We start from the raw sequence: 13,184 nt of genomic DNA, 5'->3' as shown, positions 1-13,184 counted from the left end.
TTTGAAAAAGCAATCATGTTCAAAATATGCCTTTTTTCGGCTGAAAATCGGATTCCCCCCTTGAAGCAATCGTAACAATGATTAATTAGAATGCATCTGTAGTATGAAGGCTGCGGGAAATTCGGCTGGTGAGAGGCACCGGCATCCGCCTTGCAACTGTTTTATACAGCTGGGTCAATCATTACGGAGCTAACACGGTACCGGGCCCCTCTGGCGAGAGTTTACGGCGCTCTCGTGATGTCGGTACTGCCGCAAATATAGCCGGCGGACATGTGATCATGAAAAATTCTTTCATGTTTTCTGCGGAAGGTCATCAGGCCGATTCCGCTTTTAACTTTTGTTCTTATATTGATAATGCGTATCGTACAGACCGGTCTCCGGCCACTAAGGAGATCGTGAAATGAGCACGCCTGCATCTCAGAAAACTGTTCTCAGCTATTTTACCTGGGCATTTATTGTCACCGTCGTCGGTCTGGCGCTGGGTGCATGGCTCGGCTGGCAGTCCACCGGTACAATCGGTGGTATGGCCTCGATCTTTTTTATCTGTACGGTTCTGGCCGTGCTGGAAATCTCGCTGTCCTTTGATAATGCGGTGGTGAATGCCAATAAGCTGAAAGACATGACGCCGGAATGGCAGCATCGCTTTCTGACCTGGGGTATCATCATTGCCGTTTTCGGTATGCGTATTGTTTTCCCGCTGCTGGTTGTGGTGATTGCTGCCGGTATCGGTCCGATTGAAGCGATCGTTTTGGCTGCTGCGAAACCTGAAGAATATGCGCGTATCATGACTGATGCGCATCTGCCGATTGCCGCTTTCGGCGGTACCTTCCTGTTGATGGTGGGACTGACCTATTTCTTCAATTCCGACAAGGATGTGCATTGGTTCGGTCCGCTCGAGCGTCCGATGGCGCGTCTGGCTGAAATCAAAGGGGTTGAAGTTGCAATCGTTCTGATCCTGCTTCTGACCTTCTCGTCCATTCTTGGTGAAGTTGAAGGTACAACTTTCCTCTATTCCGGCATTTATGGTCTCCTGACCTTCCTTGCTGTGGAAGTGGTTGGCGGTATTCTTGATGCTTCGCAGAAAACGCTGAACGCTGCGGCACAGGGCGGTTTTGGTGCCTTCCTTTACCTCGAAGTGCTGGATGCCAGTTTCTCCTTCGACGGTGTGATCGGTGCTTTTGCTCTGTCGCAGAACCTGTTCGTAATCGCGATCGGTCTGGGTATCGGTGCGATGTATGTGCGTTCCATGACCATTATGCTGGTGGAAAAAGGCACATTGAGCGAATACCGTTATCTGGAACATGGTGCATTCTATGCGATCCTGATCCTGTCGGTGGTGATGTATTTCCAGACACTCGTGCATATTCCGGAAGTGATTACCGGTCTTGGCGGTGCGGTGCTGATCGGTATCGCGTTCTGGGCATCGGTTCGTCATAACCGCCGCGAAGAACATGCAGAAGCAAAAGCTGAAGCTGTAGCAGCCGAATAAGCTGCTTCATCACCTTCACGCAATTATGAGCCGCCGGATCACTCCGGCGGCTTTATTATTTTGCATGATTGCAAAGCTGCGATTATTGCTCATTGATGAGAAACAGCATGCACGGACAGCGAGAACGGAAGACGGCAATGGAAACAGGCGGACAGAATATGAGTGATAAACAAGCTGTTTCTGTGAGCATTGATGCTGTTAAGCCGCCGGTACAGCATGGTCTGTGGCGCTCCTATATGCTGATTTTTCTGCCAATGCTGCTGTCCAATATTTTGCAGGCGGCTTCCGGCACGCTGAACGGTATTTTTGTCGGCCGCATGATGGGCGTTGATGCGCTGGCGGCAATGTCCGCCTTTGCTCCGGTGTTCTTTTTGTTTCTTGGTCTGATTATCGGTCTTGGTGCCGGTGCAACTGTGCTGATCGGTCAGGCATGGGGCGCGCGGGATATGGTCAAGCTACATGGCATTGCGGGCAGTGCGGTGGCAATGGTGATGACTGTGTCTGTTACCGTTGCAATAATGGGCGGATTATTTGCCACGCAGCTGATGTCATTTCTTGGCACGCCACAGGCCGTTCTGAACGAATCTGCTCATTATGCCCGTATCATGATGATGGGCATGCCGGTGATTTTCCTGCTCTGGCTGATGAGCAATATGAGCCGTGGCGTGGGTGATGCGGTCAGTCCGCTCTGGGCGCTCGTGGTTGCCACATCTGTTGCCATGGTGTTGACGCCGCTCTTCATTGAAGGCTGGCTGGGCTTTCCGCAGCTTGGGGTGATGAGTGCAGCAGTTTCCACGGTGATTGCTTCCGCTGTGGCACTGGTCTGGCTGATCTGGCACTGGAACCGGCGCAATCATCCTATGGCATTCACGCGCAGTTTTTTGGCTCTGATCCGCTTTAACAGCTCCTATTGTAAAACCATTTTGCGCGTTGGCCTGCCGACAGCCTTGCAGATGCTGACCATTGCTTTTGCCGAGATCGTGCTGCTGGGGCTGGTCAATGGTCATGGTACGCAGGCGACAGCCGCCTATGGTGCGATTGTGCAGACATTGGGCTGGGTGCAGTTTCCGGCCATCTCTATCGGTATTACCGCCTCAATTCTGGCCGCACAGGCGGTCGGGGCAGGGCGCAACGAGCAGGTGCATAAGATTGTAATTGCCGGACTGCAATTGAACTGGCTGGTCACCGGCTCCTGTGTGGCGCTGGCCTATTTGCTGTCCGGCTATATTACCAGTGCCTTTTTGACTGAACAGGCAGTTGCCGATCTGGCGGCGCATTTGCTGCATATCGTGCTTTGGACGATTGTATTATTTGGCATGAGCAGTGTGTTTATGAGCTCTATGCGGGCAAGCGGGGCGATTTATGCACCGACTGTTTTGACCATGAGTGCTATCTTACTGGTGGAAATTCCGGCAGCTTATTTGTTCAATCAATGGATTGGCATTGACGGAATTTGGTGGGCTTATTCGCTGACCTTCGCCACGATGCTGTGCCTGCAATCGGGCTATTATTATTTCATCTTCAGTAAGCGGAAAATCGTGAAGTTGATTTAGAAAAATAGAAAAGCCGGCAATGCCGGCTTTTTTGTTGTTATTTCACATTGGCGGCAAGACCGGAAAGAACACCCATCCAGCCGACAGCTTCCGCAACATTTGCACAATCAAAGCTGATGGTTGTGGCGTCCGTGCGCTTGGCACAAGGGATGATCGCCATCTGATCGGCCAGCAGCGGGGAGTTCATGATGAACTCTGCATGGATGCAGCCGGTAAACGGTTTCCAGACTTTCAATTCGTTTTTACGTTCAACGGCTTTTTTCGCCAGATCACGGATCATCGCACGGGCATTCTGTACGGAGATCTGACGCGCTGCACGGTTGCCCAGGGCTGTTTTGACGGTGGCAAATTCAGCCTCAGGGAAGAACGGACGGTTTTCCTGTTCGGTCTGATCATCACCGCTGATCAGTGCTACCGGCACACCGAGTTCACCGGCATAGGCGCCATAAAAGCCGGGCTCACCAACAATCTGACCATTGAGTTTAATGGTGCGGAAGGCAAAGCCGTTGGTGGTATGGGCAAGTACGCCATATTGCGCGGCACTGGCATGATGGCCGGTGAAGAACAACAGGTCAAAACTTTCATCCAGACCGGCAGCCATATTGAATTTTTTGGGGCGACCAAGGATCAGCTCTGCTGCCGGATGCAGCATTTCCGGAATAATATTGACCATCGGGCCATGCGAGTCATTGACCAGAATATAGTCTGCTCCGCCTGCCAGTGCACCTTCAATGGCGGCGTTGACTTCCTCTGTCATCAGGCGGCGCGCCCGTTCATATTCCGGATTGCCTGGCTGACCTTGCTGGGATGTTACAACACCGGCCACACCTTCAATATCCGCACAAATATAGACTCTCATATTTCCCCTCCGGTAATCATGATTGATTCCGTAATTCCGAGGCTACCTTGACAAAAAAGCCCCGCAGCTTCAACCGAAGCGCGGGGCTTAAATGTTCTGAAATATAAGATAAATCAGCTGAAGTCGGCCGGATTAATGCCGAGGGTGCGCAGGTCTCTTTCATGCGGGCGACGACGGCCTTCAACAGCAGCGGCTGCGGAAGCTGCGGCACCGAAAACAGCCAGTGCGCGGCTGATGAAATTACGGGAATGCTTTGTACGTTCTGTCATCTTGCTTCTCCGTGTTTGGGGCTTTGTCTTTTTGCAAAGCCGTAATCTGATACTCCAAAGATGGGATCACCAAGCCGTTTTCACAACTGACAGAATGACAGAGCTGCCATGCATGAATCGCATGGCCGGTTAAATAATGATGATAAGCAAAGAAAAAGCCCGCCGGCATAACCGGCGGGCTCATCATTTTCGGGGGTATAAGGGTTTAGTCCTCATTCGCTGCAAGCTGTGACAGAACCTGACCGCGGCCACGGGCACGCATAATCAGCGGTACGATCAGTGCCAGTGCTGCAATTGTCAGCAGCACAGCTGCAATAGGGGAGGTGAACAGGACAGTCACATCACCCTGACTGATAGACAAAGCGCGTCGCAATTGCTGTTCAGCCAGCGGGCCGAGGATCAAACCAACGACGGCCGGTGCAATCGGATAACCGAAGACACGCATACCATAGCCCATCAGGCCGAAAGCCAGCAGCATACCAAGTTCAAAGACCGACGGATTAGCACCGATTGTACCAAGCGTGGCGAACATCAGAATACCGGCATAGAGCCATGGTTTAGGGATGGTCAGCAATTTGACCCACAGGCCGATCAACGGCAGGTTAAGCACCAGCAGCATGAAATTGGCGATGAGCAAGCTGGCAATCAGACCCCAGACCAGCTGCGGATTGGTTGCAAACAGCAGCGGGCCCGGTTGCAGGCCATATTGCTGGAAACCGGCCAGCATGATTGCAGCGGTTGCTGTTGTCGGCAGGCCGAGTGTCAGCAATGGCACAAGCGTACCGGCAGCGGACGCATTATTGGCAGCTTCAGGTCCTGCAACGCCTTCAATCGCACCATTGCCGAATTCTTCCGGATGTTTGGTGAGTTTGCGCTCGGTTGCATAGGAGAGGAATGTACCGATTTCCGCACCGCCCGCAGGCATGGCACCAATCGGAAAGCCGATAAATGTACCGCGCAGCCAAGGTTTCCATGACCGTGCCCAGTCTGAGGCAGACATCCACAGCGAGCCTTTAACGGCTTCCACTTTATCCGGTGCGCGTGCACCCTGTGCGGCGATAAAGAGCGTTTCACCGATCGCGAACATGGCAACGGCCAGTGTGGTGACTTCAATGCCGTCAAGCAGATCGGGCACACCGAAAGACAGGCGCGCCTGACCGGTCAGCTGGTCAATACCGATAGTGGCAAGCGCAAGGCCGATAAACAAGGATGTCAGGCCGCGCAATGCGCTGTCGCCGAAAGCCGATGACACGGTGACAAAAGCCAGCACCATCAGCGCAAAATATTCGCGGGGGCCGAAAACCAGTGCAAGCTTAACAATATAAGGCGCGATGAAAGCGAGGCCGATGGTTGCAATCAGACCGGCAACAAAAGAGCCGATAGCAGCCGTTGCCAATGCAGGGCCACCGCGCCCTTTACGCGCCATTTTGTTACCTTCCAGAGCGGTAACAATCGAGGCGCTTTCACCCGGTGTATTCAGCAGAATAGACGTAGTGGAACCGCCATACATGCCGCCATAATAAATACCGGCAAACATAATCAGGGAACCCGCAGCATCGAGCTGATAGGTAACAGGCAGCAACAGGGCGACAGTCAGTGCGGGGCCGATGCCCGGAAGCACGCCGACAGCGGTGCCGAGTGTCACGCCGATCAGCGCATAGAGCAGGTTCATCGGCTGCATCGCAACCACAATCCCCTGCATGAGAAATTCAAATGTAGACATTAATCATTGTTCCCGTGTTGAGCCGCTTTACGCAGAGGGTAAGGCGCTGCGGCAACGAGGAGACAGCCGGTGGCTTTTAAAAGAACAACCGCTCTAACGGCCCCGCAGGCAGTGACAATTGCAGCAATTTGGCAAAAACCAGCCAGATCACATAACAGGCGGCAATTCCGACAGGGATCGAGAACCATAATTTGCGTTTGCCGAAACCATAGGCTGTCAGGGCGAACATAATGCCCGTGGCAATGGAAAAGCCTGCCGTGTTGAGCAGCAACATCTGCGCGGTGAGACCGCCGACAATCCAGAGTACCGGTTTGACTTCCTGCGGCTCACGCTCGGGAAAATCATGGCGGAAAGCAGCAATAATTGTCCAGATCGCCAATCCTGCAAGGCCAAAGGCAATGGCTTTCGGCACAGTCGCAGGGCCGACCTGAGAATAACCGGCAGCCTCGGAAAGACGTGCCATATCCCAGAACATCACGCCGGAAATGACAAGCAGGATGGCCGCGATACAAAGCGCCGCCCGATCGGGGCGACGCGCTGTTACAGGTTTCAGTTCACTCATTGAACAAGACCGATGTCTTTCAGAACACCTTCGGTTGCCTGAATATCCTTATCGAGCTGTGCGTCAAAAGCGTCGCCTGCCAGATAGGTGTCAGCCCAACCTTTGGTCTTCAGAGTTTCCTGCCAGGATTTGGATTTTGCCAGCTTTTCAATATCCGCATTGATTGCGGCTTTCTGCTCGGCGGAAATGCCAGGTGCTGCAGCCAGCATACGCCAGTTTTCTACAACAACATCAAGGCCGGATTCTTTGAGGGTCGGTGCATCAATGCCTTCAATACGTTCGGCGCTGGAGACAGCCAGCAGACGCAATGTGCCGGATTTGACCTGTGATTCAAATTCGCCGTAACCGGAAATACCTGCAGAAACCTGACTGCCGAGAATTGCGGCCAGTGCTTCACCGCCGCCGGAATAGGCAATATAGTTGATCTTCTTAGGATCAACGCCTGCAGCCTTGGCAATCAGACCTACAGCGATATGGTCAGTACCACCTGCGGAGCCACCGCCCCATGATACTGCGCCCGGATCTTTTTTCAGCGCTTCAACCAGGTCGCCCATTGTCTGGAAAGGAGAAGAAGCAGGTACAACAATTGCTTCATATTCGCCGGTCAGACGTGCAATTGGCGTAACATCTTTCAGGGTTACCGGTGACTTGTTGGTCAGAATAGCGCCGACCATAACATAACCGCCGACGATCAGAGCATCGCCTTTACCTTTTTGCTGGCTGGCGAATTGTGCAAGGCCGATCGTGCCGCCGGCGCCCGGTACGTTCTGTACCTGTACTTTACCGGAGATACCTTCCTGCTGCAGAACAGTCTGCAGGGAACGGGCTGTCTGATCCCAGCCGCCGCCCGGATTGGCCGGTGCAATAATGGTGTAATCTGCTGCATAGGCAGGCAGCGCCAATGCGCCTGCAAAGAGGGAAGCGAGTAGAAGTTTTTTCAAGTCTGATCCTCCTGATGCTGCGTTTCAACGCAGGCTGTGGTTTTTAGAAAACGCACGGGAAGGATCAGGCATGTGGTGCCCCCGACCATATACAGTGCTCCTCCCCGGTACTGTTTAACCGCCTCCACGGACAACAGTCCCGCTAATCGATCATATGAAGCTGACGCGAACCTGACGCACCCTTCGCTTTGCGCATAATTATTGAGACTTGTGCTGTTTTCAGGAACGGCTCTTGTTCATATGTCTTTTGAAGATTGTGAGCCTGTTCCTGTGAAAATCAATAATATTTTTTCTGCTGGCGCAGCACATCATTCCATTTGGCAATCAGGCGGCTGCGTTTAACCTGATCGAGATAGACCATCAAACCGGGGCTGACAGGCACCGGTTTCAGCTTGTTGCCGTAGATTTCCTGCATGGTCAGAGCGGTATTGTCTCCGGCCACTTCAGGGCTGACAGCCGGTATTTGCAACTGGCGGGCGAGGATGGTTTGGCCTTCTTTCGACATGAAGAACTCAAGATAGCGCCGCCCCAGTTCCGGCGATGCAGCGGCTTCCGGTACCAGTCCGATACGGGACATCACCACAGTATAATCTTTAGGCAGAATAATCCCCACATCGGGGTTGCGCGATGCCCAGTCTGCGGCATAGGAGCCGAGAATATTATAACCGAGCACAAAGCGCCCGTCGGCAACGCGTTCCACAATCGCCTGACTGGTGGAATAGAGTTTGACCCCCGCTGATCCCATGGCCTGAATGACCGTCCAGATATCGTCAAACTGCTCCTGATCGCGTGCCATGAACAGAAAGCCGACGCCGGAGCGTTCAATATCATAAGTACCGATACGGCCGAAAACGCTTTCACCCTGTTCTTTGAGATAGGCAACCAGCTCCGCGCGGGTTGACGGCGGTTTGCGGTCTTTAAATTCCGGCTTGTGATAGACAAAGACTGCTGGCTCAAATGTCAGCGCATAGGCTGTGTTGCGCCAGTTCGCCCAGCTTGGCCAGCGCTCGCTCATCGGCAAAATGCTGGCTTGCGCATAACCGTCATTGGTAAGTTTGACCTGCAAATCCATGGCTGAGGAAAAAGCGAAATCGGCAGTTTTCAAGCCGTCATCAGTTTCCCGCACAATGCGCTCATAAATTTCCGTGGTCAGCATATCCTCATAGCGCACGGTGATGTCAGGGTTGTTTTTCTGAAACCCTTCAATCATCGGTCGTGCAAGCGGCTCGTCGAGAGAAGAATAGACAACCAGCACCGGCGCATTCTTGTCGCCGCTGAGCGCCGGAAACATCATGGGCGTTGCTGCCACAGCGCTATTCCACACCGGCAATAAACTTAAAACCGCACTCAGCCAGAAACGGCGCACGTCCTGTCCTCCCAAACTCGCTGGCCCAAACATTACTGACAATGCAGGATTATTTCTTTGTATCCGCTGACATTGCCCTTGTAATCATTATATGCTGTGTCGGGGAGAAACAATACGGGCTGCAACAGGGCAGCAGGGAGATGTTGTCAGCGTGCGGATTTTGCTGGTTGAAGATAATAAGGCGCTGTCGGAAGGGCTGGGCGCTTTGTTGCGCGGTAGCGGCTATGCGGTTGATATTGTTGAAGACGGTGCGTCTGCCCATGCCGCCGCTGCGGCTGAGAATTTTGATCTGGTGATTCTTGATCTCAACTTGCCGGAGATGGACGGGCTGGATGTGCTGCGGGCCATGCGTGCGCGGCATAATCAGGCGGCTGTGCTCATTCTGACCGCGCGCGGTACACCGGAAGAGCGCGTGCGCGGGCTGGATCTCGGCGCGGATGATTATATGATTAAGCCGTTCGATATCAGCGAGTTTGAGGCGCGGGTGCGCGTGCTGTTGCGGCGTCAGGCGGGATTGCGTCATGCGCTGGTGCATTTCGGTGCGGTCACACTGGATCTGAATACACGCACTTTCAGCTCTGCCGGACAATCGATTGATATTCCGGCGCGGGAGCTTGGCTTGCTGGAACTGCTCTTTGTGCGCGGCGGTAAGGTCGTTGCCAAAGAAGCGATTGTACAGTCCCTCAGCGGTTTTGACCATGATCTGAGTTCCAACGCTATCGAACAATATGTCAGCCGCTTGCGCAAAAGGCTTGCGCCTTACGGGCTGACGGTCAGGACGGCGCGGGGTCTGGGATATTATCTGGATCGTCTGTCCGGCACTCAGCCGGTCATCACAACGGATGAACCTGTGGATTTGCCCGCGGATTCACAATGAGAAAAAACAGCTATTCTCTGCGCAGACGTTTGCTTGGCTGGTTGCTGGTTTCAACTATGCTGATCGGGTTGATTGCGCTGGCGGATACGTATCAGGAAGCTGTCAGCACGGCCAATAAGGTGGCGGATCGTGTGCTGAGTGGTTCGGCGCTGGCGATTGCCGAGCGTGTTGTGGTGTCTGAGCATGGTGATCTGGAAGTGGATATTCCCTATGTCGCCTTGGAAATGCTCACTTCTGCCGCGCAGGATCGGGTGTTTTATCGGGTGGACGGCCCGCCCGGCCAGTTTATTACCGGTTATGAAACACTGCCGCTGCTGAAAAATCCGGAAAATAAGGATGTTGAATTTGGCGACGGAACCTATCGCGGTGAGCCGATACGGCTGGCTTTGCTGCGCCGTTCCGCTTCGACCGGTGTCAATTCCGTGCCCTTTACAGTGACTGTCGCCGAGACAACTATGGCGCGTCGGCAGCTCACGCATACGCTTTTACTGCGCTCAGCCTTGCGGTTGCTGTTTATGATTGTCGGCACCGCCTTGGTGGTCTGGATTGCCGTGACCTATGCTTTGCGTCCGCTTTACCGCCTCAGTGATGCAATTGCCGAGCGCAATCCGCAGGATTTGCACCCGATCAGCGAGCATGTGCCCAATGAGGTGCAGGGGTTGGTAGAAACGGTCAATTCTTTCATGGTGCGGTTGCAATCGGCGCTGGATGCACTGCGCCATTTCACCGGCAATGCCAGCCATCAGTTGCGCACACCTTTGGCAGTGGTGCGGACACAGCTTGCTCTTGCCCAGCGTAGTCAGGATCGCCAATCCATGTTGGAAGCGGTCACGCAGGCCGACCAGGCCGTGGCGCATGCCGAGCGAATTCTGGCGCAGTTGCTGTTGCTGGCTAAAATTGATGCATCCGGTGACCAGACTGTGCAAGTGCTCGGATCTGTTGATCTTGCTGAAATGGCGCGGCAGATCACCGGTGATTACGTGCGTGAGGCAGCGCGGGGAGATATTGATCTGGGCTATGAAGGGGAGGCCAGTCTGACCGTGCAGGGCGACCGGCTGCTGCTGGAAGAGGCTTTGAAAAACCTGATCAGCAATGCGCTGCTTTATGCGGGTTCTGAGGCCGTCGTGACTGTGCGTGTGCGCAGGCAGGGTGAGCTTGTTTTCCTTGAGGTTGAGGATAATGGCAAGGGCGTGCCTGAAGAGCAGCTTTCCCTGATCCGCAACCGCTTTGACCGCGGCTCTGTTGCAAAAAACACAGGACATGCTCCGCAAGGCAGTGGTCTTGGTCTGTCGATTGTCGAGGAAATTGCTGCTTTGCATGGAGGGCATCTGATCCTGCAGAAAGCAACGCAGAGCAAAGGTCTCCTCGCGGCCATACGGTTTTCTGCTACTTCGTAAAATATTCTGGCCGGTTATCGTTATTGCCGGTTTTTGATAGATCATTCCGGCCGATTTACTGGCAATCAGGCACTTATCTTGTTGCAAGCTGAAGGTTTTTGGCTACAACCGCCAGTAACTTGAATGATAATGTCAGATTTTGCAGGCGGGACGACGGGAGAGATTGTAATGCCGGATATCGTAAAACGGTTTTTTGCCTATTATCGTCCGCATAAGCTTCTGTTCGCTGTCGATTTTTGCAGTGCGGTATTGTCCGGTTTGCTGGAGCTGGCTTTTCCGGTGGCTGTTACATTATTCATCGACCGGTTGTTACCGACCAATGAATGGGGGCTGATTGCTCTCGCGGCCGCCGGTTTGCTCTGCGTTTATATTTTCAATGCCGGTTTGCAAGTGGTGGTGACCTATTGGGGGCATATGCTCGGGATCAATATTGAAACCGAGATGCGCCGCAAAGCCTTTGATCATTTGCAGAAACTCTCCTTCGGCTATTTCGATAATCAGAAGACCGGCCATCTTGTGGCGCGTATGACCAAAGATCTCGAAGAGATCGGCGAGGTTGCCCATCACGGTCCCGAAGATCTGTTCATCGCGATCATGACGCTGATCGGCGCTTTCATTCTGATGTTCTGGGAACATTCGACACTTGCTGTTATTACAGCGCTGATCGTGCCGGTCACTGCATGGGTGACATTGCGCTATGGCGGTCGCATGACTACGACATGGCGCGCACTTTATGGTCGTGTGGCGGCTTTCAATGCGCGTATTGAGGAAAATGTCGGCGGTATCCGTGTGGTGCAGGCTTTCACTAATGAAGACCATGAACGCGCGTTGTTTGCCGAGGATAATCAGAATTATCGCAGCACCAAGCTTGAAGCTTATAAAGTCATGGCGGCCTCAACATCGCTGAGCTATTTGTCGATGCGTTTTATTCAGGTCGTGGTGATGCTGTGCGGGGCATATTTTGTCATTCGCGGCGACCTGAGTGCCGGTGGCTTTGTCGGTTTCCTGCTGCTGGTCGGGGTGTTTTTCCGGCCGATTGATAAGATCAATTCGGTAATTGAAAGCTATCCGAAAGGCATTGCCGGTTTCCAACGCTATCTGGAATTCCTGAATACGCGTCCGGATATTGCTGACCGCGCCAATGCCCGCGATGCAGGCAAATTACAGGGCAATATCCGTTATAATCAGGTTTCCTTCGGTTATCAGGATAATCGTCCGATCGTGCATAATCTGAACCTCGATATTCAGGCTGGCGAGACCATTGCATTTGTCGGGCCCTCCGGTGCGGGCAAAACCACGATCTGTTCTTTGCTGCCGCGTTTTTATGAAGTGACCGGCGGTGCTATCAGTATTGACGGAATTGATATCCGCGATATGACGCTGAAATCTCTGCGCAGCAATATCGGCATTGTCAGTCAGGATGTGTTCCTGTTTGCAGGCACGATCCGTGAGAATATCGCCTATGGCCGCCTTGATGCGAGTGATACCGAGATTATGGATGCTGTGCAACGCGCGCGTCTGGGCGATGTCGTGGCCGGTCTGCCAGCGGGGCTGGATACGATTATCGGTGAGCGCGGTGTCAAGCTTTCCGGCGGGCAGAAACAGCGTCTGGCGATTGCCCGTATCTTCCTGAAAAACCCGCCGATCCTTATTCTGGATGAGGCAACTTCCGCTCTTGATACAGAGACAGAGCGTGCCATTCAGCAATCCCTGTCGGAATTGTCGGTCGGGCGCACTACTTTGGTGATCGCACATCGTCTGGCAACGATCACCAATGCTGACCGTATTGTTGTTGTGCAGGACGGCAGTGTGGCGGAAGAGGGCAGTCATCAGCAGTTGCTGGAAGAAAAATCCGGTCTCTACCGCCAGCTGCTTGAAGCGCAGAACCGTGCGGCCGAGGTTTAGGAGCTCCGCTTCCTGCACCCTGCAGATAATGCTTGTGTAATTGTGCCCTAGAGCGGTTTACGTCCTGACTGGATCACAGTGCACGCTCTAGATTCTTTAATTTGCCGCATTATCACGGGCGTCAAGTTGATCCAACTTGACTGTGAAATGCTCTAGTCGGGAATGCAGGCCAGCTTTGTCTGTTAATTGTGAACGCAGCGTCCATCAATATGATGAATTGATACGATACCGTATGGTATGATA

At 53.3% G+C, this 13,184-nt stretch carries 11 protein-coding genes; 5 read left to right on the top strand and 6 right to left on the bottom strand.

The window, feature by feature from the left end:
* The first annotated feature begins 400 nt into the window (after positions 1 to 400).
* The gene (locus JNC80_RS02005; protein WP_022710316.1) at positions 401 to 1,489 is read left to right on the top strand and encodes a DUF475 domain-containing protein; all 1,089 of its coding nucleotides are present in this window, start codon (positions 401 to 403) and stop codon (positions 1,487 to 1,489) included.
* 158 nt (positions 1,490 to 1,647) lie between these two features.
* Complete coding sequence (locus tag JNC80_RS02000) at positions 1,648 to 3,042, top strand: MATE family efflux transporter (RefSeq protein ID WP_376709355.1); 1,395 nt, start codon at positions 1,648 to 1,650, stop codon at positions 3,040 to 3,042.
* Between the two features lie 37 nt (positions 3,043 to 3,079).
* Here the strand turns inward: JNC80_RS02000 and JNC80_RS01995 are convergent, their stop codons facing one another.
* From JNC80_RS01995 to JNC80_RS01970, 6 genes are all read right to left on the bottom strand, one after another.
* Entirely contained in the window at positions 3,080 to 3,901 is an 822-nt protein-coding gene (locus JNC80_RS01995) for a M55 family metallopeptidase (protein ID WP_376709354.1), read from the bottom strand.
* Positions 3,902 to 4,014: 113 nt separating this feature from the next.
* Positions 4,015 to 4,170 (bottom strand): hypothetical protein, encoded by a 156-nt coding sequence (locus JNC80_RS01990; protein ID WP_162994568.1) that lies wholly within the window; start codon positions 4,168 to 4,170, stop codon positions 4,015 to 4,017.
* 205 nt (positions 4,171 to 4,375) lie between these two features.
* Positions 4,376 to 5,893 carry a tripartite tricarboxylate transporter permease gene (locus JNC80_RS01985; RefSeq protein ID WP_022710312.1) on the bottom strand — a complete coding sequence of 506 codons (1,518 nt, stop codon included), beginning with the start codon at positions 5,891 to 5,893 and terminating at the stop codon, positions 4,376 to 4,378.
* Between the two features lie 76 nt (positions 5,894 to 5,969).
* Positions 5,970 to 6,455: a tripartite tricarboxylate transporter TctB family protein gene (locus tag JNC80_RS01980; protein WP_022710311.1), complete on the bottom strand. Its 486-nt coding sequence runs from the start codon at positions 6,453 to 6,455 to the stop codon at positions 5,970 to 5,972.
* Complete coding sequence (locus tag JNC80_RS01975; RefSeq protein ID WP_116086419.1) at positions 6,452 to 7,396, bottom strand: Bug family tripartite tricarboxylate transporter substrate binding protein; 945 nt, start codon at positions 7,394 to 7,396, stop codon at positions 6,452 to 6,454. The genes JNC80_RS01980 and JNC80_RS01975 overlap by 4 nt, the downstream gene beginning before the upstream one ends.
* A gap of 277 nt (positions 7,397 to 7,673) precedes the next feature.
* On the bottom strand, positions 7,674 to 8,777 hold the full coding sequence (locus JNC80_RS01970) for an ABC transporter substrate-binding protein (RefSeq protein WP_370637738.1): 1,104 nt from the start codon (positions 8,775 to 8,777) through the stop codon (positions 7,674 to 7,676).
* A 136-nt stretch (positions 8,778 to 8,913) separates the two neighbouring features.
* Between JNC80_RS01970 and JNC80_RS01965 the strand changes: the two genes are divergently transcribed.
* The 3 genes from JNC80_RS01965 (at position 8,914) to JNC80_RS01955 (ending at position 12,941) form a co-directional block, all read left to right on the top strand.
* A complete protein-coding gene (locus JNC80_RS01965; protein WP_376709352.1) occupies positions 8,914 to 9,639 on the top strand; it encodes a response regulator transcription factor in 726 nt (241 codons plus the stop codon).
* Positions 9,636 to 11,036: a sensor histidine kinase gene (locus JNC80_RS01960; protein WP_376709351.1), complete on the top strand. Its 1,401-nt coding sequence runs from the start codon at positions 9,636 to 9,638 to the stop codon at positions 11,034 to 11,036. The genes JNC80_RS01965 and JNC80_RS01960 overlap by 4 nt, the downstream gene beginning before the upstream one ends.
* A gap of 168 nt (positions 11,037 to 11,204) precedes the next feature.
* Complete coding sequence (locus JNC80_RS01955) at positions 11,205 to 12,941, top strand: ABC transporter ATP-binding protein (protein WP_376709350.1); 1,737 nt, start codon at positions 11,205 to 11,207, stop codon at positions 12,939 to 12,941.
* Positions 12,942 to 13,184 lie beyond the last annotated feature (243 nt).

It is taken from the genome of Pseudochrobactrum lubricantis, assembly GCF_041929865.1.
GTDB classification, from domain to species: Bacteria; Pseudomonadota; Alphaproteobacteria; order Rhizobiales; family Rhizobiaceae; genus Pseudochrobactrum; species Pseudochrobactrum saccharolyticum.
Note: the sequence above shows the minus strand (reverse complement) of the source record. Positions and strands in the feature narration are given on the sequence as shown.

What these genes read in the sequence shown, in the direction of transcription:
- JNC80_RS02005 (WP_022710316.1), top strand. Translation starts at nt 401, where the DNA reads ATGAGCACGCCTGCATCTCAGAAAACTGTTCTCAGCTATTTTACCTGG.
- JNC80_RS02000 (WP_376709355.1), top strand. Translation starts at nt 1,648, where the DNA reads ATGAGTGATAAACAAGCTGTTTCTGTGAGCATTGATGCTGTTAAGCCG.
- JNC80_RS01995 (WP_376709354.1), bottom strand. Translation starts at nt 3,901, where the DNA reads ATGAGAGTCTATATTTGTGCGGATATTGAAGGTGTGGCCGGTGTTGTA.
- JNC80_RS01990 (WP_162994568.1), bottom strand. Translation starts at nt 4,170, where the DNA reads ATGACAGAACGTACAAAGCATTCCCGTAATTTCATCAGCCGCGCACTG.
- JNC80_RS01985 (WP_022710312.1), bottom strand. Translation starts at nt 5,893, where the DNA reads ATGTCTACATTTGAATTTCTCATGCAGGGGATTGTGGTTGCGATGCAG.
- JNC80_RS01980 (WP_022710311.1), bottom strand. Translation starts at nt 6,455, where the DNA reads ATGAGTGAACTGAAACCTGTAACAGCGCGTCGCCCCGATCGGGCGGCG.
- JNC80_RS01960 (WP_376709351.1), top strand. Translation starts at nt 9,636, where the DNA reads ATGAGAAAAAACAGCTATTCTCTGCGCAGACGTTTGCTTGGCTGGTTG.
- JNC80_RS01955 (WP_376709350.1), top strand. Translation starts at nt 11,205, where the DNA reads ATGCCGGATATCGTAAAACGGTTTTTTGCCTATTATCGTCCGCATAAG.